The organism is Streptomyces pluripotens (assembly GCF_000802245.2).
Taxonomy (GTDB): Bacteria; Actinomycetota; Actinomycetes; order Streptomycetales; family Streptomycetaceae; genus Streptomyces; species Streptomyces pluripotens.
In genome coordinates this window covers 596,880-616,729 of record NZ_CP021080.1, presented here as the reverse complement: position 1 = coordinate 616,729, position 19,850 = coordinate 596,880, and the positions used below count along the sequence as shown (strand labels likewise).

Below are 19,850 nucleotides of genomic sequence, written 5' to 3'. Positions count from 1 at the left end.
GGGAAGGACACGTCGATGCAGGCCGTCGTTGGTACCAAACCCCTGTGCAGCCGGCTCAGCTCCGGGGACGGAGCGGCCATCCTGGTCGCCGACTTTCAGCCGCTCACCGCGGCGCCGCGGCTCAGCAGGCTGGTCGGTGACGTGGCCGCCGGTCACTCGGTCTACCAGGTGGATCCGCGCGGTGCGCTGTCCGGCGACCGGCTCTATGCCGCTCTGCCGGACCTGGCTGACGAGGCCGCTGGCCTCTTCCGCGCCGGCGAATCCTCCGCGGCGCCTGACCGGCGTGTGTTCGTCGTGGCCCACTGCAGTTCCGCCAGCCTGTCCCTGCGGATCGCCGACCGGCTGGCGGGGGAGCGGGAGGTCACCGCGATCCTGGTGCAGCCGACCTGGCCCGATACGGACCATGTCACCGAAATCTTCGCCGAGTTCCAGGGGAAGCTGGGCGCGGGCCGCCGTCCCTGTCCTGATCTGGACGGCGATCCGAGGTCCTGCATCGCCGGGATGGAGCAGCTCATGAGCGAGGACCTGGCGGCGGTGGCGAAGCGGCTCGGCCTCGGCAAGGCCCCTCTCGCCTTCTCCGAGCTGCTGGTGTCGTACCGGACCTGGCTGGCCTTCCTGCTGGCCTGCCGCAACGACCAGCCCGTGAAGGTGCCCTCCGACGGGGTCGCGATCTCGGTGCTGACCGACGAGCCGGGCTTCGTCCTGCCCGGGAGCGTTCCCGAACGGTGCCGCGTCACACCGCCGCCGCCCGCGCAGCGGGCCGACGCCGTGACGTCGGAGCTGGCCACGTCCGTGCTTGGGGAGGTCGACGGACAGACACGGGATCGGCACGTGTCGCAAAAACTTCGCCAGGCGGTGTCGGACGGCCCAGTAGTCTTCGCAGAAGCTGAGAGCGCCCAGGACGGGCGCCACTGACGGAACCGAGAGGGACGTTTCTCTTGACTAGTTTACAGAACCCGGCCGCGGACACCGCACACGTCTCCAGCCGCCGGATGTGGGTGATCCTGGGACTGGTGCTGGTCGTCGACGCTCTCGATGTGATCGATGGGACGATCACGAACATCGCGGCCCCCACCATCGCCGCCGATCTCCACGGTGGAGTGAGCCTGATCAAGTGGCTGGGGCCAGCTTACATGATCGCCATGGGCGTCCTGCTCCTGGTCGGCGGACGGTTGGGTGACAAGTTCGGCCAGCGCAAGCTCTTCCTTATCGGCATCGGCGGGTTCACCCTCGCCTCGGCACTGGCCGGATTCGCCCCCGACCCGGTCCTGATCATCATCGCCCGGATCGCCCAGGGGGCGTTCGGCGCTCTGCTCATCCCGCAGGGCATGGCGATTATGACGAAGGTTTTCAGCCCCGAAATGCTCGCCAAGGCGTTCGGCCTGTTCGGCCCGGTTCTCGGTGTTTCCGCCGTCGTCGGCCCGGTCCTCGCCGGCATCATCATCGATGCGAACCTATTCGGCCTGGACTGGCGCCCGGTCTTCCTTCTCAACATTATTCTCGGTGTCGCCGGGCTGCTTGTGGCCGTCAGACTCCTGCCGCGCGACGACGGCGACCGGTCCACCGTCATCGACGGCTGGGCCTCCGGCCTGCTCGGGCTGGCCATGTTCGGGCTGCTGTACGGTCTGATCGCGGGCTCGACCAACGGCTGGAAGGCCGTCTCCATCGCCTCGATCGCCGCCGGCGTCCTGTTCTTCGTCGCCTTCGCCTACCGCCAGCGCACCGCGGCCAACCCGCTCATCGTGCCCTCGCTGTTGAAGAACCGGGGTTTCACCTCCGGAATGCTCGTGGGCCTGGTCTCGTTCGCCGCGGGCACCGGCCTGTTCTTCGTGCTGTCGCTGTTCATGCAGGAGGGACTGCACGCCAGCCCGCGGACCGCCGCGCTGAACATGGTGCCGCTCACCGCAGGGCTCATCATCTCCACGTTCGCCGCCATGGGCGGCTTGGTCACCAAGCTCGGCCGTACGCTCGTCTTCATCGGCCTGGGCGTCAGCATCATCGGCAGCGGATGGGTCCTGGCACTCGTCAACCACACCGGGACGCATGTCAGCCTGTGGGCGCTGGCCCCGGCGTTCCTGGTCATCGGCATCGGCACCGGCTTGTGCTACACCACGATCCCGACCGTCGCCCTCGGTGACGCGAAGCCTGAGGAAGCGGGCAGCGCCAGTGGCTCACTCGGCTCGATGCAGCAGCTCTCCACGGCGATCGGCTCGGCCGCGGTCTCGTCGATCTTCTTCGAGTACGCGGCCTCCGGATACGGCCACGCGATGAAGGTCACTCTCGTCGTCGTCCTGGCCGCCACGGCCCTCAGCATCCCGTTCGTCACGCTGATGCCCCGCCAGGCGCCGGCAGGGCCCCCGGAAGGGGAACCGGCCACGGAGCCGGCGGCCGCATAGGGCGAGGACGACCTTGCCGACGAGGTGTCTCCCACCTCGTCGGCAAAGCCGTCTTCCGGCGGCTGGAAACCATTACATCGATGGACCGCTGATGCCGACGGCACCGGCTGTCCCGGAGGTTGACGATGAAATCGACAGTTGACACGTTCCGCACGACCGAAGGCGTCACGCTCGGCGTCGAGCACTTCGGCGACGAGGCGGCGCCCCTGGTGCTGCTTGCGGGTGGCACGACCATGTTGTCCTGGCCCGACGCGCTCTGCGAGGCGCTTGCCCGCGGCGGACGTCACGTCGTCCGCTACGACCTGCGCGACGCCGGTGCGTCGACGACCGTCGACCCCGGCGCGCCCGCGTACACACTCCGAGACCTTGCCGCCGACGCGGCCGCGCTGGCCCGCGGGCTCGACGACCGTCCCGCGCACCTGGCGGGCATCGGTGTCGGCGGGATGGTCGCCCAAGTGGCCGCCCTCGACCACCCGAAGGCGTTCTCCGCACTGACTCTCGCCGGGACGCGGTCGGTCGCCCCAGGCCCGGTCGACGACGACCTGCCCGACCACGACCAGGCGGCGATGAAGGAACGGTTCCAGCTCCCGAAGCCCGACTGGTCCGACCGTGCCTCGGTGGCTGAGTGGGCGGCTGCCGGAGCCGCCGTCTTCGGTGACGAGCCCGACGCGGCACGGACCATGGCCGGGCGGATCTTCGACCGCACGCCGGGCACATCGCGTTCTGTCCAGATGGCCAACCAGCTCGGCACCGTGTTCGCCAGCCTGGACTGCGCGCCCCGCTGGCGCGAGCGCCTGCCCGAACTCGTGGTGCCGACGCTCGTGGTGCACGGTCGTCGCAACCGGTTCTTCCCGGTCGGCTGTGGTGAGGTACTCGCGCGCGAGATCCCCGGCGCGCGGCTCCTCGTGCTTGAGCAGGCCGCGACCGCGATCCCCGCCGCGTCCGCCGACGAGGTCGCCAAGGCCATGCTCGAGCTCTGACCTCAGGGCCGTTCCCCACGTATAGAGCAGAGGGGCCAGGCGACCCGGCCCCTCCACACGGCACCATCACCGCGCGGCCGTGATGTGCCTGCCCCCGTAACCAAGCGGTCCCCGGCCCGGGTTGATGAGGAACGCCTACCACACCTCTCCCGGCCGGGGACCATGTCGAGTTCGCCTGCCAGTGCCGGCTGCGCTGCGGACGACCAGCGCCTGGCCGCCCTCGCCGGCGGCAACGCCATCTCGCTCACCACCGTGGACCGGTGGCTCAACGACGGATCGCTGGTACTCACCGAGGCCGCACCGCTCCGCCTGTGCGATGCCGCTGGTCAGCGAAGCACGAGCGGCACCGCCCGCCCGGCGCGCGAGTCGGAGATCATCGTATGCCGCCACGACGACATGGACAGCTCTGCACGGTCTGGAAGTTGCTCCTGCAGCGGGTCGCGGACCAGGTCTGCGGGGACTCGATCTCGGTGTCGGTCATGCGCAGTCACTGTACTGAGGCAGACCCGCCCGGGGCGGGCAGCTTCAGCTGCGCGTGGCTGTTCTGGTAGGCGGCCAGCCGCCACTCCCCGTCTCGCTTGACCACCACCCAGGACGCCCGGATCGACTGCTCGTCCGGCACCTCGTTGTGGCCGGCCGGCAGCACCCCGCCCTGGGTGATCAGGATGCCGGAGTCCGCGCTGAGCAGGCGCAAGTCCAGCGGGCGTCCGGTGACCTGGGTGCCCTTGTACTGCCCGGCGAAGGACTCGACCAGGTAGGCGTGGATCGCGTCGCGGCCCTTGAGGTACATGCCGGGCAGGATCATCGTGCCGTCGTCGACGAAGACGTCGGCGAAGGACTCGGCGTCGTTGTAGGCCCAGGCCGCGACCACCTTCTGGGTCAGCGCGACGATCGCCGCCATGTCAGCCTCGGGTGCGGCGGCACTCGACTCGGTGTGGGTGTCCGTGCTCATGTGCTCACTCCTGTCTCAGATGTAGGCCGTGTTCGGGTCAAGACCGCACAGCACGCGTCCGTAGAGCTCTGCGTTCGTGTTCGGGTGCATTAGGGCGTGGAGCGTGACCGCGTTCAGGTCCCTGACATACCGCTGGATCGGCACGCTGGTGTAGATCGAGGAACCGCCGCTGGCGGTGCCGAGGATGTCCGCCGCTTCCTTGGCCAGCCGGCCGGTCGCGCCGAGGTCGGCTCGGGCCAGCGCGCGCTCGCCGATGTCCCACGCCGAGCCCTCGGCGCATTTGGCGTCTAGGGTGGCCGACAGCCGGTGCGCGTGGAACGCCGCCTCGTCGATCTTCATCGCCGCCTCGGCGATCTGCAGGTGGGTGATCGGCGCTTCGGACTGCTTCTCGTAGGCGGTGTAGGTGATCTTGCGGTCGGGCAGCCGCTTGACGAAGGCGTCCATCGCACCGCGGGCCATGCCGACCAGTGGTCCCACGGTGGAGGCCGAGGCCACCGGGAGCAGCGGTGCACGGTAGATCGCCGAGTCGGCGTTCAGCTTGGACGCGGACTGGGCGTCCAGGATCGCCGGCAGCGGCAGTACGCGCTCGGCCGGGATGAACACGTCTTGCGCCACCGTGCTGACGCTGCCGGTGCCCTTCAGCCCGGTGGTGTGCCAGTCGTCCACGATCAGCAGGTCCGTCATGGGCACCAGCGCGACGATCGGATAGGGCTGACCCTCCGGCGGCACCAGGATCGCGATGATCTCCTGCCAGTGCGCGTGCTGCGAACCGCTCTGGAAGCCCCACTTGCCGTTCACGACGACACCGCCCTTGGCAGGGGTGGCGGTCGCTGACGGGCTCAGGGTGCCGCACACCCGGGCGTCCGGGCGAGCGAAGACCTCGTCCTGGACCTCGTCGGGGAACAGGCAGGCCATCCAGCCGGGGATCCAGTAGACCGAGGCCACCCAGGCCGTGGAGCCGTCCGCGCGGCCCAGCTCGGTGGCGACGTCGACCAGCGTCGCGCTGTCCGCCTCGAAACCGCCGTAGCGGGTAGGGAGGCGCAGCTTGAAGACGCCGGCGTCGGTCAGCGCCTCGATCGATTCGTCGTGGATGCGCCGGTGCTCCTCGTTCCAGGCGGCGTGCCCGCGCAGCAGCGGCGCCAGCTCAGCCACCCGGCGCACCATTTCCTGTCTGGTCGGTACTTCGATGTCGGACACGGGACACCTCCTGGAGAAGGGGGATCTGTCGTCTGGGGCCGGCCGACACCGGCACGGTGTCCGGGCCCCGCACGGTGAACCACACGCCCCTCACGACGGGCCGGAATGATCCCTGACGTTAAGAGCCCTGGCATCGCCGTGTCGTCTCCGAGATTGCCGGCGCCGACCGGGGCACCCGCCCACCTCGGGTCCCGGCGATTTCCATGTCTCAAAGTGCTGGCCTCGGGACCCCCACCAGCGCCAGAGCCGCTCCAGCCCCACAACGGCATTCCGGGAGACGTTCTCGATGAGGGATCTCTGCATGCTGATGCGCGGAGCTTGAGCACCGACGGGACATCCCGACGCATCATTCGCCTGCCGCACGCCGACCCCAGCCGGCCGTCGCGACCAGCACGGCGGGCGCCTCACCGCCCGCGCCCCGCCGACCCGCGACTACGGACCAGGCGGTGCCGCGGCGACCCGCACGAAGCACCTGCACTGATCCGCATCGAGAACCGCCGATCCCCCCGCACATCGCCGAGCCCAAGACCTGAACACCCAGGGGCGGTCCGCCGACGCCCAGGCATCACCGGCCCCCCACTTCGCCGTTCTCGGAGACACCGGGGCACCGGACCTGCCCCTGCTCCGCCGACGGGGACCGTCACACTGAGGAATCGGAGCCATGTCATGGACGAGACCGTGGAACAGGCGGTGCAGCGTGCCATCACCACGATGCACGACCGGCTCGGAGAGCCGGTGACCCTGGACGACATGGCGAAGGCCGCCATGTTCAGCAAGTTCCACTTCACCCGGGTCTTCCAACGGGTGACCGGCCTGTCACCGGGCCGGTTCCTGTCGGCGATCCGCCTGCAGCGGGCCAAGCAGCTCCTGGTGTCCACCGACCTGAACGTCGCGGACATCAGCTTCCTGGTCGGCTTCAACAGCGTCGGCACCTTCAGCTCACGCTTCAGCCGCAGCGTCGGAATGTCCCCGTCCCAGTACCGGAAGCAGGGCGGCTTCGCCACCCACCTCCCCGACCCGGCACCGCCGGAGTCCACGGAGTCCGCCGCCGACACGTCTGCGTCGTTGGTCGAGGGCGTCGTGCGTGCGCACGAGGAGCGCGGCGGACCGGTGTTCGTCGGCCTGTTCCCCGGACGGCTCCCCGAGGGGGCGCCGGTTCGCAGCACACTGTTGGAGCGCCCCGGCCACTACCAGCTGCACCGGGTGCCGAAGGGATCGTGGTACGTCCACGCACACCGGCTCGCGCATGACGTGCCGAACCCGTCGCGGGCAGTCGCGGTCGAGCCCGAACCGATGATGGTCGGGTCGAAGGGGCCGATCGTCACCGGCCGCGAGGGCGACCGGATGGTGCGGAAGGTCGACGTGCTGCTGAGCTCGGCACGGATCATGGATCCGCCGGTGCTGCTGGCGGTGCCCGATGCCCGCACCCTGGCTTCCCGGCTGGCGACGCGGGACGTCGGTTAGCCAGCGCAACCGGCTGCTGCCGCCGCGAGGTGGTCTACTTCGTGCTTGTCATGTGCCTGTTCTCCGGCCGGGGCTACGAAGAGGTCGCGCGGCTGCTGACCCACGGGCTGGCCTGGGCTAAACGCTGGTCCGGCTCCTGGCAGTTGCCCACCACGGCGGCGATCTCCGGGCCCGGGCGAAGCTGGGTCCGGAGCCGCTCCAGGCACTGTTCGACCAGGCGGCCAGGCCTTTGGCGACGGAGTTGACGCCAGGCGCGTTATAGGCCGGTGGCGTCTGGTGGCGATCGACGACACGGTCTTCGACGCGCCGGACAGCGAGGAGAATGCCGCGTATTTCGGCCGTCCGAAGGTGCACCGCACCCAGTGGTGCACCTTCCTCCAGGCGCGGGTGGTGGCGTTGGCCGAGTGCGGCACCCACGCCATCACCGCAGCCGTCCTGGGCCCGCTGGTCACGTCCGAACCGGCCCTCGCCCGCGAGTTGTTCGGCCGCCTCGGGGCGGGCGACCTGCTGCTGGCAGACCGCGGCTTCAATGGCCTTCAGCTGTGGCGGGCGGCCTCGGCCGGCGGCGCGGACCTGCTGTGGCGCATCCGATCCCACCAAGTGCTGCCGGTCCGCGGGGAGTTGCCCGACGGCTCGTACTTGTCGGACATCGTCGCGGCGGGTACGGCCGCAAGCGCGCCGATCCCGAGGTGGTGCGGGTGATCGAGTACGCGCTGCACGACCCCGGCCGGCCCGAACCGGAGGCCCCCTACCGACTGATCACCACCATCCTCGACCACGAGGCCGCCCCGGCCCTGGAACTGGCCGCGCTCTACGGCCAGTGGTGGGAGATCGAGACCGCCCTGGATGAGCTGAAGACCCATCAGCGCGGTTCGGCCGAGGTCCTGCGCTCCCGCTCGCCCGGCGGCGTTGAACAGGAGGTCTGGGGGCGTCTGCTGGTCCACCACGCCATCCGCACCCTGATGCGCGACACCGCCGAACAGGCCGGGCTCTGGACACCGACCGGCTCTCCTTCACCCGCAGCATCCGCCTCTGCCGCCGCCAGGTCACCGCGCAGGCGGCCCTTCCCCCCCGGACCGCCGTCGCCGACGGCATCCGCGAGATAGCCGCGCGCCCGTTACCCGCCCGCCGTCGGCGTCTCGACGCCCGCGTCGTCAAACGCAAGATGTCCACCTTCGACGTTAAACGCGACGATGGAGCTTCCCCGTGATCTTGGACACTCGTCGGTTATGCCGCAAGGGCGTGTTGATGCCGCTGCCTGGTCTCGGCCGGGGTGAGGTAGCCGAACGTCTTGTGCTTGCGCAGGCGGCGGCGGTTGTAGAAGGTCTCGATGACCCTGTTGCCCGATTGCTCATGCGGCGAGGTCGAGGGCTGCGAGGTGTGATGTCCGGGTGGGGGCGAGTGGTTGCCCGGTCCACCAGGCGTCGAGGCGGATGAGGTTGACGGCGGTGGCTGTGAGGACGTGTGTGAGGGCGGTCTTTCGTAGTCCTGCGTAGCGGGTTCTGCGGCTGCCGGCGGTCGTGACGGCCTGGTGAATCGTGCCTTCCACACCGGATCGGATGGCATGGACGGTCTTCCATTCCTCGGTTGACTGCTCGGCGCGGACGCGTTCGAGGACGGCGTGTAGATCTTGCGGACGGATGGTGAGCTGTCGGCCGTAACGTGTCGAGCTGGTGCATTGACCGCGGGAGGTTCAAAGAGGATCTCGCCTGGGCCGTGGACGGCCGGCGGTTCCCGCCAGGGGACGAGCGCCGCGGAGAGGGCCCGGTCGAGGCCGATGTTCGCGGGCCGCTTCGACCGGCAGGACCGAACCGGCCTGCGAGACGACGATGCGTGCTGTCGCAGGTTCGCGACGTCGCGGAATCCGCCACGAGGACTGGACCGGCGAAGATCGCCTGATTCGGTGAGCGTCCGGTGAGTGCCGTCGCGATGCCGCGGCGGGTCAGGCCCGCCGGTACTCGCACCGACCCGGACAGGCACCGGCCCACAGCCGCCCGGCCTCCCGCCGGGCGGCGACCATGCTCGCCCAGGCGGTGACCTCGATCAGGGCCGCATCAGAGCCCTGCCGCTCCCGGAACCGCCCCACGACGGACTCCTCCACCTGGTGAGAAGCCAGAGCGGTGAGAAGCGCCAACCGCCCGACGTCCCGCTCGCGCTCTGACAGCGTCTCGACGGCCGCCTCCACCGCCGCCCGGCCGCCGGCATTCGGAAGCCCGTCGGAGGCGTCGACCAACTGCCGTACCAGCTCCTGGACCTGGGGCGGCACCGACGCCTCGCCCGCGAGGTCGGCAGCCGCCGCGGCCCGCGCGAAGGCCTGTGCCACCACGTCATCGCCCAGGGCCCAGGCCATGTCAGGCGGCAGCGGCGCCGACGGCAGCAGGTCCAGCGACTCCCCGGGGTCGCCGACCCCCGGCGCCGCCGCCCGGATCAGGCTGCTGAGCAGGGCCGCCAGCGGCCGCAGGGCCGTGCCAGGCACCCGGGGCGGCAGCGGCGCGCTGCCGAGAAAGATGTTCACCATCCGGTTCAGGTAGTGGAACAGCGTCGCCACCGCGACGAGTTCGCAGGTCTGCTCCGGGGGAAAGAGCGGCTCCGCGCCGCCGCCCGTCTCCGCGCACAGCGTGCCGGCGGCCCCCATGGCCCAGGTCGCCACGTCCTGCAGCCGGCTGCCGTCGACCGAGCCGGGCCGGTCCGCGGCGACGGCCGCCGCGTGGCCACGGATCAGGCCGTGCAGGGTGGCGCTGTGGACCGTCACGCAGAACGGGCAGGTGTTGCTGACCGATACCGCGGTCGCCACCGCCTCCTTGACGCTGCGACTGGCGCGGCGTGACGCCAGCAGCGCCTCGCGCATCATCACCCAACTCGCCGCCAGCAGGTCCGGGCAGGGGGCGTGGAGCAGGATTGGCGGAGCCAGCACCCCGAAGTCGTGCTCCACACCCCGGTAGACGTCGGCGACGACGCCCCGCGCCTCGGCGAAACGGATCGGGGTCACGTACCGGACCTGCGCGAACGAACCCGCGCGCAGCCGTCGACGGATGAAGTCGCCGCTCACATTGATTGCCTTCCCTTGAGGCCGCAGCGGCAGGTCCAGGGCAAGCCCAATGCTCCTGGCCTCCCGCCGAAAACGCGGGAATTCCGGTATCAGGCAACTGCCACGCGCGCCGCCTAGGCAAACCGTTCCCCGTGCGCCTGTCATGTCCTGCGGACGGCATCAGGGCACGCGCGCATCATCGGGCGCCGTGAGCTGCGGCTTCATCTTCGAAAACCACCTTGTGCCGAGAGCTGAGCGGTAGCCCGCACACGGGTGTGGCTCCGCTCAGCTCCTGACGGTCGCACAGGTCGTCGCCGACGCCGCGGCGAGCCATGCGACAACGGCCGTGTCGACGCCGAAGGCGTGGACCCAGGTCGGCCCGAAGCGCGCGCAACAGCCGTCTGTCCGCCCGAACTGCGCGGGCGGACGAACTCCACCATGGGGTTCCTGATGGGGAGCATGATGCCGGTCGGCGGATTGCTCGGAAGCTCTCCGGCCCGGAGCGTCGGAGACCGGGACGTGCCCTGGGTGCGCGTCGGCCGGCGCCCTGCCCATGCTCGTGAGGCCGATCCGTCGGCCGTCCAAGGACGCCGGCATCGAACACGGCGATGAGGCGAACGCGTTCGATCCACTGCCGTCTCCTGGCAACCGCGGAGATGCAGGCGCGCGTGGCACGGCGGAACGATGGACGCGACGGCTGGCAACCTGACACACCCACTTGGAGAATCGGTGAGCGACTCTACGAAATCCCGCGCGGTGGTACTGGGTGGCAGCATTGCGGGCCTGTTCGCGGCCAGGGTGCTTGCCGACGCCTACGACGAGGTGCAGATCATCGACCGCGACAGGCTGCTCGGCGCCGAGGAGCCGCGGCGCAGCTGCCCGCAGGGCAAGCACATCAACGGCCTGCTGGCCCGCGGCCAGCTGGTCATGGAGGAGTTCTATCCCGGGATCACGCAGGAGATCTTCGCGGACGGAGTGCCCACCGGCGACCTGTGCGGCGATGTGCGCTGGTACTTCAACGGCGTGCGCATCAAGCAGGAGGCCGCGGGTCTGACCTGCGTGGCGGCCAGCCGCCCGATGCTGGAGAAGCACATCCGCCGGCGCACCGCGGCGCTGCCGAACGTGGGGTTCGTCGAGGAGCACGGCATCCTCGGCCTGGCGACCACTCCGGACCGGGGCACCGTCGTCGGTGTGCGCGTGCTGGCGAACGGTCACGAGCACGAGCACACCATCGAGGCCGATCTGGTGGTCGACGCCACCGGCCGCGGGTCGCGCACCCCGGTGTGGCTGCAGGAGCTGGGCTACGAAACGGTCGAGGAGGAGAGCAAGAAGGTCGGCCTCGGCTACGTCACCCAGCACTACAAACTCAAGGCCGACCCGTACGGCCACGACCTGTCGATCAACCCGGTCGCCAACGCCAAGCTGCCGCGCGGCGCGATCTTCACCAAGACCGACGGCGGCCGCGTCGAGCTCACCGCCTACGGCATCCTCGGCGACCACCCGCCGACCGACCAGCAGGGCTTCTACGGCTTCGTGAAGACCCTCGCCGCGCCGGAGATCTGGGAAACGCTGCAGCACGCCGAGCCGCTGGACGACCCGGTCGCCTTCCGCTTCCCCACCACACTGCGCCGCCGCTACGAGAAGCTGACCCGCTTTCCCAACGGCCTGGTCGTCGTCGGTGACGCGGTGACCTGCTTCAACCCGGTCTACGCGCAGGGCATGACCGTTGCGGCGCTGTCGGCGCTGATCCTACGTGGACACCTGCACAGCGGGGCCGCGCCGCAGCCGCTGCTGTACTTCCAGGATCTGGCGAAGAACGTCATCGACCTGGCCTGGGAGATGACCAACATCATCGACCTGAGCTTCCCCGGGGTCGAGGGCGAGCGCACGCTGCAGGTCAAGGCGGCGCAGAAGTTCCTGAAGCTGGTCCAGATCGCCGCGACCCGCGACAGGAAGGTCGCCGCCGCGTACATGCGCACGGCCGGCTTGATCGACAGGCCCGAGTCGCTGCAGAGACCCGCGTTCATAGCGCGAGTGCTGTGGTACGCGCTGCGGGGACCGGCCAAGAGTCCGACGACGCCGCCGCTGGTGCCGATCAGCCCGGTGGAGAGCTGGTCCGCACAGACGACGGCGGCATAGCCCGCGGCGCGCGTCGCGGGATCGCCCCAGTCGATTGTTGGCTGGGGCGACCGGCGCGTGTGCCCTGCACGGGCGATCGCCTGGGCTGGCAATCCCCGAGGCGAGAACTGGGTATTGAGGAACACGGAGAACGCATGAGCTTTTTCTTCAGCCTTCGCGGGCTGTCAGGCGGCGCGGTGGCAGGCGCGAACGCCAGGCCTGCCGGGACGCAGGCCACGAACCGAGCCGACCGCAACGTGGCGGCGATCAGGAGCGTGTCGTGGATGTGGGCGTCCGTCGCTCCCTCGGATGGTGCTGCGGCGCCCCATTCTGCCTCGCCCGTCGAGTTGTGTGGCCGCGAGCGCGCGGTGCGAATCGGCGCAGAAGGCGGTGCGGTCGAGGTGCGGCGGGAGCTAACTGTTCGGCCATGACGACGGAGCAGTCCGTTCCCAGGCGAGACGGGCGGCGGCACGGACCGAGGGCTCTGCCGCCAGGAGCCGGACCAGGTCGAGCGTGAAGTCGGCAACCCGGGCAGGGCGGTTTCAAAGTCCCGGTGATCACGTGAGTGCGCAGGTCGCGACGGTATGACGATGCGCGGTCGGCCCGGTCCGTACGCAACGAAGCTCCGGTTGATGCCGGTGACCGATCAAGTCGCCCGCACCGCCCGGAGCTTCGATGTGCCGTCAGTCTGCCACCGTCTGTCTGATCAAGTCGCCCACCCGTCAGCACCGGTTGATCGGACCGCTGGCCCTGCGGCTGCGGACCTTGGCCGACCCCCGGCATCGGTGCGGGAAGCGTCACTCGTTCGTGAGCGTGCTGCTGGTGGCCTGCTCGGCGGTGCTGGCCGGAGCCCGTTCCTTCGCCGCGATCGGCCAGTGGGCAGCGAGCGCCCCGCAGGACACGCTCGCCCGGCTCGGCGCCCGCGCCACGACGGTCTTGAACGTGCGCATCGCGCCGAGTGCGGCGACCATCCGCCGCGTCCTGAACGCCGCCTGCCCCGGCGGGCTCGCCGACCTGCTCGGATCCGATCCGGCTGGGGCGGACACCCTCGCGGTGGATGGCAAGAGCGCCCGCGGCTCGCGCCACGGCGAGATCCCGGCCGCCCATCTGCTGGCCGCGATCACCGGCGCCGGCCTGACCGTCACCCAACTGCGGGTCCCCGGCAAGACGAACGAAATCACCTGCTTTGATGCCTTGCTGGCGCCCTACGACCTGACCGGCGTCACGGTCTCCGCGGATGCCCTGCACTGCCAGCGCGATCACGCCCGGTTCCTCGTCGAGGAGAAGAAGGCGCACTACGCCTTCACCGTGAAGCGCAACCAGAAGAACCTGCACCGCCAACTCGCCACCTTGCCCTGGGAGAAGGCGAGTGCGAAGTTCTACGACCGCACCGATGCCCACGGACGCCTGGAGACCCGCGTCGTGCAGGCCCTGACCATCACCGACCTCGGCGTCGACTTCCCCCACGCGGTCCAGGTCGCGAAGATCGTCCGGCACCGCACTCAGCGCAAGACCGGCAAACGCAGCCGCGAGACGGTCTACGTCATCACGGACCTGGCCAGCCGCGAAGCCTCCCCCGAGCGCATCGCGAAGATCGTCCGTTCGCAGTGGATCATCGAGAACCGTCTCCACTTCGTCCGAGACACCGCCTTCGCCGAGGACGCCTCCACGGTCCGAACCGGACACGGCCCGGACAACATGGCCACCCTCCGCAGCTTCGCGATCAACACACTGCGAGCCTCCGGCCACGCGAACATCGCGGCCGGACTCCGCGAGATGTCCTACGACGGCTTCCGCCGACCACTGGACCTCCTCGGCCTTGCCTGACCAGCGCTCCCACGCAAGATCAAAAGACTTTGCAACAGCCCTGGCAACCCGGGTGAGCGGTGGTGCCGTCTGCGCAATGACGTGCTGTACGGCGGCCTTTATGAGAATGCCGTCCTCTTTCTGTACGGCATCCGCCATCTGTGCCTTTGTTGCGAAATGGAAGCTTAATGAGCCCACGGACATGCCGGCGGCTTTGCTGATTCGAGAGAATGAGGCACCGTCATAGCCGCCCTGGTCGAACTCGATGGCGGCGGCCCGGATGATGACAGTACGCGTCCGTAGAGCTCTGTCTTGTTTCACCATATTTTCTCCGGGTGGGTGCTTGTTGATGAATGCAGGAAGGTGTGGTTCCAAATCAACAGGCCTACACGCAGGACAAGATGCCCCATTTTATGCAGGTTTGAGAACCGGCAACGCCATTACCGGACCTTATCCATTTGCTTGCTTTTGCGTGGTCGAATACTGCTATGTCGGTGCTTGGCGTGTATCGAGGTGGCGAAGTGGGAAGCTGCCCCCGTCGTGGACTAGAAAAAATGAGGGTACCCGCTCTATTTTTGCATCTCGGCAGATGCTTGCTCTTGCAAGGATGGGGGAGATGCCATGGAGACGCCTGCCATGACGGTGACGCAGGCCTCACTGACCGCGTTCGCCCGGAGGCTATTCGAGCACCTGCCGAGGGCCGATCAACGCCGCTGGGCGCACGTCTATCTGGAGGGGTTGCTCACTGCGCCGGGAAAGAAGTCCGTGCGGCGTATTGCCGCGGCGGCCTCAGAATCTCCCACTGCCCCTCAGTCGCTGCAGAAGTTCGTCAACACGAGCCCGTGGGACTGGATGCCCGTCCGGGAGAAGCTGGCCCGTTGGGTCGAGCAGCAACTGCCCCTGCGGGCGATGGTGATCGACCAGGCCATCCTGCGCAAGCGCGGGCAGCACTCCTGCGGAGTACACCGCCGCTACCTGGCGTCCACAGGGCGCTCGGTGACCTGTCAGGTGGGCGTCGGGGCTTTCCTGGCGTCCGACGACGCCGCTCTACCGGTGGACTGGAGCCTGCTGCTTCCCCGGGCGTGGATCGGGGATCCGCTGCGACGGGCGCGCGCCCGTATACCGGACGAGGCGCGGGCTTGGCCGTTCGCGACGCACGTGCTGGAACTGGCCGGCCCGGGCTCCGCAGGTGCCCGGTCGAGACCACTTCCTGTGGTGGCCGACCTGGACAGCTCATCCGGTGCGAGCGTGGTGATCGGCCGACTTGCCCTGATGGAGCGCGATTTCGTCATTGCCGTGCCAGGGAACCTCAAGATTCTCGGGTGCTGCCCGAGGACGCCCTGCCATGTCAGCGCCTCCTTCCATGGGCCGCTCCTGCCGGCCTACGGCCTCCATGAGCGCGACCGGGGCTTCCCGGTCCGCACCGAGGATGTGGCCGGGATCGGTCACCTCGGGGCCGAGACGGTGACGTCCTGCTTCGTGCACGTGCCCGAACAGGGTTCCGGAGCGCCCCTGCGCACTTACCGGCTGCTCGCGGTGCGCAGCGGTGCGAAGGGCCGCTCGGCTCAGCTGTGGCTCACCAACATGCTGGACACCCCTACGGAGGATGTACTCATTTTGGCCGGATTGCTCTCCCGCACGGCAGGGGCGGTGCGGGACATGGAGGAGCACGTAGGCCTGCTCGACTTTGAGGGGCGTTCCTACCCCGGGTGGCACCATCACATGACCCTGGTGTCCGCGGCTTACGCATACCGCCTGCTCGGCTCCGCCCCGCGGCGGGAGGGCTCTCGCTTGCTGCAGTGTGAGCGAATGCCCTTGCGCACGCGGCAGCCGGGTGGTGATCGCACACTTGGCCCGCTGCGGTATGACGAGCGCGGCCACGTCGTTTTCGAAGAAGACGTCCTGGTGCACCGCACCCGCTGAGCCCGGTTCCACCGGCCGACATCCGGCGGTGACGTCGCCCGGGAACGAGCAAGTGCGGCGGGCTCGCGCCGCCGGCACGCCTGGCCGGGCGGTGCGGACCGCCCCACAAGGGGCCGGCATGGACAGCCTCCACGGCGTGCGCCCCCGGGTGGAACGTTGCCCACCAGGTCGCCCATCCGACCTCCATCCTCACTCTCCTCCCCATGACCGCCGCGGCCGATCCGCCGCACTCCAGAACCTCACGGCGGTGGTCGCGAGCCACTTCAACGGGGCTGTCACCGCCGCACCGCACCAGGTCGGCGACCTGCCGCCGTAGCAGTTGCTCGCCCGGTTCCGGGCCGAGGGCGAGGCGTCTGCGGAAGCCCTCGCCGCTGTGCAGGTCAGGAGGACCGTCCCCTGGCTGGTCGACCCGCTGCCGCCGGCGGTACTGGCCTGCGCGGGGATCATGGAACTCTTCGGGCACGGACAAGACATCGCCGAATCCCTCGGTATGCGCAAGCCTGCCACCGACCGTCTGCGCCACCTGTTCGCTTCGCCTTCCTGACCCGGGACCTCAGATCCGAGCATGACCTCCGTCTGCTGGGCGCCCGGCGCCGCCACCGCGACGACCGCCCTGACCGCCGCCGGCGAGGACGCGAGCAGTGGCTGGACGTTGCGCAGGCCTATCGCGGCCTCCGCGAAGGCCGTAAGCAACGGCCAGTCCGTACCCGCGGCAGGACTGAGCCGCGGCATCCGCCCGGCGGATCGGGCCGTCACCTGGCAGCACCGCGGCCTGGTCCGTCGCGGCGACGTCGGGGAACGGGGCCTGCCATGCCGGTGTTTCGCTGTTTCGCGCCTGAGAGGGCTCACAGCATCCGCCGGTGAGCCGCCGGCCGCAGCGCTGGACCAGCGGCGCCGCGCACGGGTGGCAAGACGCCGTGGCCGGTGAGTTGTAGCACTGCGGCTGTGCTGACGACGATGGGTGCCATCGGGCGCGGTCTCCACGTCGGGACGGCACCACCCTGGGGCTGGGCCGTCCCCAGCGGCCGGTCCATCGCCGCCGGCCGGACCGGAACGGGGGCATCACCGGCCCGATCAGGTTGCGCTCAGCCGCAGGCCGAGCGGCGGCGCGGGTCCGGAGGGCGCCGGTGCGCCCGGAGCCGGCCGGAGGAGGAACCGGTCACAGACCGGCTGCCGACGACCGTGGCACGGGCGCACTGATCGCGGCCGCCACACCACGCCGGCGGCTCGCTGCCCCGGACGTGGTACCGGCTTCCCTGCTGCCGGGCACGGCGATCAGCACCGGCGGATCCAACAGGCTCGCCGGGCGGAGGACGACGTCGGCAGGCATCAGCAACACGTCGGGCCGGACCGTGACGGGCCCGTATCGTCCAACGGAAAGGTTCTCCGAGGCCCCCCGCCCGCGCTCGGCCAGGACGGACGGGCTTCCATAGGGGACGGAGGCCGCTAACAGATACCAAGTGCCCGGCCTGACCTCGTGCAGTTCGAACGGGCCAGGCCCGTCCATGATGGTGCACTGAACGGGGTTGCCCTGAGGGATGGGGCTCGCGAAGAGCCCGATGAAGACCTGGCCCAGAGGCCGGTCCGCGGGCAGCACGATGCGACCTTGCACGGAGAGGGATGGGTCCGCACCGGGCCCGGCGCCGCTCCCCCGTGACGGCTGTGTGCTCACGCGCCTGGAGTCCCCGTCCAGCTCGCGGAATCTGCTGGGCGATAGACCGACGCATTCTTTGAATCGTGAACTGAATGTCCCCACGCTGCTGTACCCGACCTGGGCGCTGATATCTGCCACGCTGCGGTCGGTACGGACAAGAAGACGCTTTGCCTCCTGGATGCGGAGCGCGGACAAGAAGCGTCCCGGGGAGATTCCGGTCACCTCCCGAAACACCCGGGTGAAGTGGAATTTGCTGAACCGTGCAGTCCTGGCCAGGTCGTCGATAGTCAGGTCCTGATCAAGGCGATCATGCATATCATTGATGACCCGGAGGATTGCCATCTCCATGGAGGCAGTGGTCATGGATACCCCTTCGAAGACTTCAGCCGCGGGAACGGCGGCCCGCGGGCACCGGATGGATCCTCTTCTTTTCCGAGAGTTCCTCAGCGAAGCGCCGCCAGGTGTCCGAGCACTTCATGGCGATTTCCGTGACGGTCTCCGTGCAGTGCGGAGGGACGTTTTCTACGAGTTCTTTCCAGGCATCATCGGTGATGAAATGGCCGTGGAGCCAGCGGAGGAAATCCCGCCCGGATTGCGAGTCTCGGAGGGACGGGTTGTTGCGTAGAATCCGCAAGAGATCCCGAGATGTGCGCGCCGTCGTGGGCCGGGCGGAGCGCACCTGGGCATGTCGAGCCGTGGGCGTGCGCGGGGACACCATGCGCGGCTGAGCGTCGGGGGCCCGCTCCTCCCCCTTGTGCAGGCGCTCCCGCACGCTTCGGGCGGTGCCCAGCGATGGCAGCCCGCTCTCCTGTGCAATCGGTCTCAGCGGCTTCTCAGGGGCGTTGGCCAGGGGATTGGCGGCCTGTCCGAGCTCGGCGGTGCAGGCCGGCGGAGGTAATGTGCCACCGCCTCGGACGGGGAGGTTCAGCCGCGGTGAATCGGCAGCCGCATGTCGGCGAACCTCGGTTACGACTCCGACATCGAGGCCGGTGTAGACGGCGACGCTCCGGTCGGACATGGCGGGAAAGCTGGTGAGGATACGGCGGACGGCCGCCCTGCGGTCGGCGAGCGACAAGAGCATACCGTCAGCGATGTTCCGGGTGACCGACTGGATGAATGCCTCGGCCTCGCAGCCGTCGAAGAACTGGGAATCGACCGTATCCAGTCCGAGTATGACTGCCGCCCTGAGGCGATGCATTCCGTCGATTACCCGCATGGAGGGGCGGTGAACGAGTATCGGTGGCAGTGATGAGTAGAATTCGGCAAGGCGCTGTGCGTGAGCTTCGTCGACCCCGTTCAGTCGCGGAGAATCCGCGGGTGAGAGGTCTTTCACGTGTACGGGCTGCGTGAAGTAAGGCGGTTGTTCCCTGATTTTTGCAGCGATGCCCCTCACGGGTCCCTCCGAAACGAGTTGCTGGCCTATCGCCAAACCAGACGGGCCGGGTTGGTTCGGTGAGCAAGCTACGATCCGAACCTACCCGTTACCCGGTTCTCTGTAAGCCGCTCGACGATCCGAAGCGGCAACTCTGGCTAGTCTTTTCGGAATGCACCACTCCGTGAGATACCCCAACTGACAGGTAACCACAGACGGCTGATGTCCGGCAGCCGCTCGGACTCCTGCACGGCCCCGCTGTTGCCGGCCTGTACAGATGACCGGTCTCCACGCCCACCGCCCCGACCCCGCGGATCGTGCTGCTTCGAACACTGACCGACGCCGCCTTCGGGTCGAGTGACGGATCGCCGAACCGACCGCCCGCCACGGCTAGGGCGTGTGTCGGAAGTTCGGCGGCGGAGCCGGCCGAACCAATCACCTTCGTGGTCGACACGGACGGTGTGCTTCGCCTGGCGCCGCGGCGAGGCGAGGCGAGCACGTGGCCCGTGCCGGCGGAGTCATGGTTCTGAGTGCCGGCGAGATCGGCTTCGTGCGGGAGGCGGACTGGTGGGCTGTGGACGAGGTCAGCTACCAGTCCACCGGTTGCTGCCCGGACGTGAGCTCCTGGTCAGCAGTCGCCCGTGCTCTGGACCGCGTAGGGCTCGGGCGGCCCTCCGGCTTCACCCACGAGGTGGTGTTCGGGCGGTGCCCTGACTGCTGGTACAACGGTGAACGCCTCCGCTCCTCCCTCGGCTACATGCCACCCGACGAGTACGAACAGGGGTACTGGGCGAGACTGGAGCAAGTCCCGCAGACCGCTTGATCACACGATCGCGGACTCTACGAAAGTCGGGGCAGCTCACCCGCCCGCATCCGGTGGGAGGTTCACCTGCGTGAGGGGGAGGGCCGGTGACGTGTCCGGGCCGCTGGGCGCGGCCCCGCCCACCACGGGAACGGGGC

The 19,850-nt window shown here is 69.2% G+C and carries 15 protein-coding genes and 5 pseudogenes; 12 read left to right on the top strand and 8 right to left on the bottom strand.

The window, feature by feature from the left end; genetic code table 11:
* The first annotated feature begins 15 nt into the window (after positions 1 to 15).
* The 3 genes from LK06_RS02635 (at position 16) to LK06_RS02625 (ending at position 3,376) form a co-directional block, all read left to right on the top strand.
* Positions 16 to 915, top strand: coding sequence for a hypothetical protein (locus LK06_RS02635; RefSeq protein WP_043410392.1), 900 nt, complete (start codon positions 16 to 18; stop codon positions 913 to 915).
* A gap of 23 nt (positions 916 to 938) precedes the next feature.
* On the top strand, positions 939 to 2,396 hold the full coding sequence (locus LK06_RS02630; protein WP_039657099.1) for an MFS transporter: 1,458 nt from the start codon (positions 939 to 941) through the stop codon (positions 2,394 to 2,396).
* Between the two features lie 125 nt (positions 2,397 to 2,521).
* Entirely contained in the window at positions 2,522 to 3,376 is an 855-nt protein-coding gene (locus LK06_RS02625; RefSeq protein ID WP_039657097.1) for an alpha/beta fold hydrolase, read from the top strand.
* Between the two features lie 487 nt (positions 3,377 to 3,863).
* Here the strand turns inward: LK06_RS02625 and LK06_RS02620 are convergent, their stop codons facing one another.
* Positions 3,864 to 4,328, bottom strand: coding sequence for an SgcJ/EcaC family oxidoreductase (locus LK06_RS02620; RefSeq protein WP_039657095.1), 465 nt, complete (start codon positions 4,326 to 4,328; stop codon positions 3,864 to 3,866).
* Positions 4,329 to 4,343: 15 nt separating this feature from the next.
* Positions 4,344 to 5,525, bottom strand: a complete 1,182-nt coding sequence (locus LK06_RS02615) for an acyl-CoA dehydrogenase family protein (RefSeq protein WP_039657093.1) — start codon at positions 5,523 to 5,525, stop codon at positions 4,344 to 4,346.
* Positions 5,526 to 6,191: 666 nt separating this feature from the next.
* Between LK06_RS02615 and LK06_RS02610 the strand changes: the two genes are divergently transcribed.
* Genes LK06_RS02610 through LK06_RS33995 form a run of 4 tightly spaced genes read left to right on the top strand, consistent with a single transcriptional unit; the run spans position 6,192 to position 8,095 of the window.
* A complete protein-coding gene (locus LK06_RS02610; RefSeq protein ID WP_039657091.1) occupies positions 6,192 to 6,989 on the top strand; it encodes a helix-turn-helix domain-containing protein in 798 nt (265 codons plus the stop codon).
* A gap of 50 nt (positions 6,990 to 7,039) precedes the next feature.
* Positions 7,040 to 7,234, top strand: coding sequence for a transposase domain-containing protein (locus LK06_RS34005; protein ID WP_234367575.1), 195 nt, complete (start codon positions 7,040 to 7,042; stop codon positions 7,232 to 7,234).
* Between the two features lie 31 nt (positions 7,235 to 7,265).
* Entirely contained in the window at positions 7,266 to 7,691 is a 426-nt protein-coding gene (locus LK06_RS34000) for a hypothetical protein (protein ID WP_063837918.1), read from the top strand.
* Entirely contained in the window at positions 7,688 to 8,095 is a 408-nt protein-coding gene (locus LK06_RS33995) for a hypothetical protein (RefSeq protein WP_063891054.1), read from the top strand. Before LK06_RS34000 ends, LK06_RS33995 begins: the two co-directional genes overlap by 4 nt.
* 245 nt (positions 8,096 to 8,340) lie before the next feature.
* Here the strand turns inward: LK06_RS33995 and LK06_RS02600 are convergent.
* From LK06_RS02600 to LK06_RS02595, 3 genes and pseudogenes are all read right to left on the bottom strand, one after another.
* Positions 8,341 to 8,664 (bottom strand): annotated as a pseudogene (locus LK06_RS02600) (transposase); the annotation flags it as partial.
* Positions 8,665 to 8,695: 31 nt separating this feature from the next.
* A pseudogene (locus LK06_RS34185) lies at positions 8,696 to 8,853 on the bottom strand (IS1380 family transposase); the annotation flags it as partial.
* 78 nt (positions 8,854 to 8,931) lie between these two features.
* Positions 8,932 to 10,038 carry a carboxymuconolactone decarboxylase family protein gene (locus LK06_RS02595; protein WP_052270262.1) on the bottom strand — a complete coding sequence of 369 codons (1,107 nt, stop codon included), beginning with the start codon at positions 10,036 to 10,038 and terminating at the stop codon, positions 8,932 to 8,934.
* A gap of 708 nt (positions 10,039 to 10,746) precedes the next feature.
* On the opposite strand from LK06_RS02595, the gene LK06_RS02590 reads away from it, so the two are divergent.
* Positions 10,747 to 12,156, top strand: a complete 1,410-nt coding sequence (locus tag LK06_RS02590; protein WP_234367339.1) for an FAD-dependent oxidoreductase — start codon at positions 10,747 to 10,749, stop codon at positions 12,154 to 12,156.
* Positions 12,157 to 12,810: 654 nt separating this feature from the next.
* Positions 12,811 to 13,962, top strand: coding sequence for an ISAs1 family transposase (locus LK06_RS02580; RefSeq protein ID WP_234367338.1), 1,152 nt, complete (start codon positions 12,811 to 12,813; stop codon positions 13,960 to 13,962).
* Positions 13,963 to 14,097: 135 nt separating this feature from the next.
* Here LK06_RS02580 and LK06_RS34180 read toward each other — a convergent pair.
* Positions 14,098 to 14,265: pseudogene (locus LK06_RS34180) on the bottom strand (TetR family transcriptional regulator); the annotation flags it as partial.
* 297 nt (positions 14,266 to 14,562) lie between these two features.
* Here LK06_RS34180 and LK06_RS02570 point away from each other — a divergent pair.
* Together LK06_RS02570 and LK06_RS34175 are read left to right on the top strand one after the other, a co-directional pair.
* A pseudogene (locus tag LK06_RS02570) lies at positions 14,563 to 15,732 on the top strand (IS701 family transposase); the annotation flags it as partial.
* A gap of 451 nt (positions 15,733 to 16,183) precedes the next feature.
* On the top strand, positions 16,184 to 16,408 hold the full coding sequence (locus LK06_RS34175; protein ID WP_052270261.1) for a maleylpyruvate isomerase N-terminal domain-containing protein: 225 nt from the start codon (positions 16,184 to 16,186) through the stop codon (positions 16,406 to 16,408).
* A gap of 615 nt (positions 16,409 to 17,023) precedes the next feature.
* Here the strand turns inward: LK06_RS34175 and LK06_RS02560 are convergent.
* Positions 17,024 to 17,881, bottom strand: a complete 858-nt coding sequence (locus LK06_RS02560) for a helix-turn-helix domain-containing protein (protein WP_039657085.1) — start codon at positions 17,879 to 17,881, stop codon at positions 17,024 to 17,026.
* 19 nt (positions 17,882 to 17,900) lie between these two features.
* Positions 17,901 to 18,734 (bottom strand): hypothetical protein, encoded by an 834-nt coding sequence (locus LK06_RS02555; protein WP_234367335.1) that lies wholly within the window; start codon positions 18,732 to 18,734, stop codon positions 17,901 to 17,903.
* 566 nt (positions 18,735 to 19,300) lie between these two features.
* Between LK06_RS02555 and LK06_RS02550 the strand changes: the two are divergent.
* A pseudogene (locus LK06_RS02550) lies at positions 19,301 to 19,608 on the top strand (hypothetical protein); the annotation flags it as partial.
* Positions 19,609 to 19,850 lie beyond the last annotated feature (242 nt).

Bases quoted from the DNA above. Each gene is read 5' to 3' on its own strand.
- LK06_RS02635 (WP_043410392.1), top strand. From the start codon at position 16: ATGCAGGCCGTCGTTGGTACCAAACCCCTGTGCAGCCGGCTCAGCTCC.
- LK06_RS02625 (WP_039657097.1), top strand. From the start codon at position 2,522: ATGAAATCGACAGTTGACACGTTCCGCACGACCGAAGGCGTCACGCTC.
- LK06_RS02620 (WP_039657095.1), bottom strand. From the start codon at position 4,328: ATGAGCACGGACACCCACACCGAGTCGAGTGCCGCCGCACCCGAGGCT.
- LK06_RS02610 (WP_039657091.1), top strand. From the start codon at position 6,192: ATGGACGAGACCGTGGAACAGGCGGTGCAGCGTGCCATCACCACGATG.
- LK06_RS34005 (WP_234367575.1), top strand. From the start codon at position 7,040: ATGTGCCTGTTCTCCGGCCGGGGCTACGAAGAGGTCGCGCGGCTGCTG.
- LK06_RS02580 (WP_234367338.1), top strand. From the start codon at position 12,811: ATGTGCCGTCAGTCTGCCACCGTCTGTCTGATCAAGTCGCCCACCCGT.
- LK06_RS02560 (WP_039657085.1), bottom strand. From the start codon at position 17,881: ATGACCACTGCCTCCATGGAGATGGCAATCCTCCGGGTCATCAATGAT.
- LK06_RS02555 (WP_234367335.1), bottom strand. From the start codon at position 18,734: ATGCGGGTAATCGACGGAATGCATCGCCTCAGGGCGGCAGTCATACTC.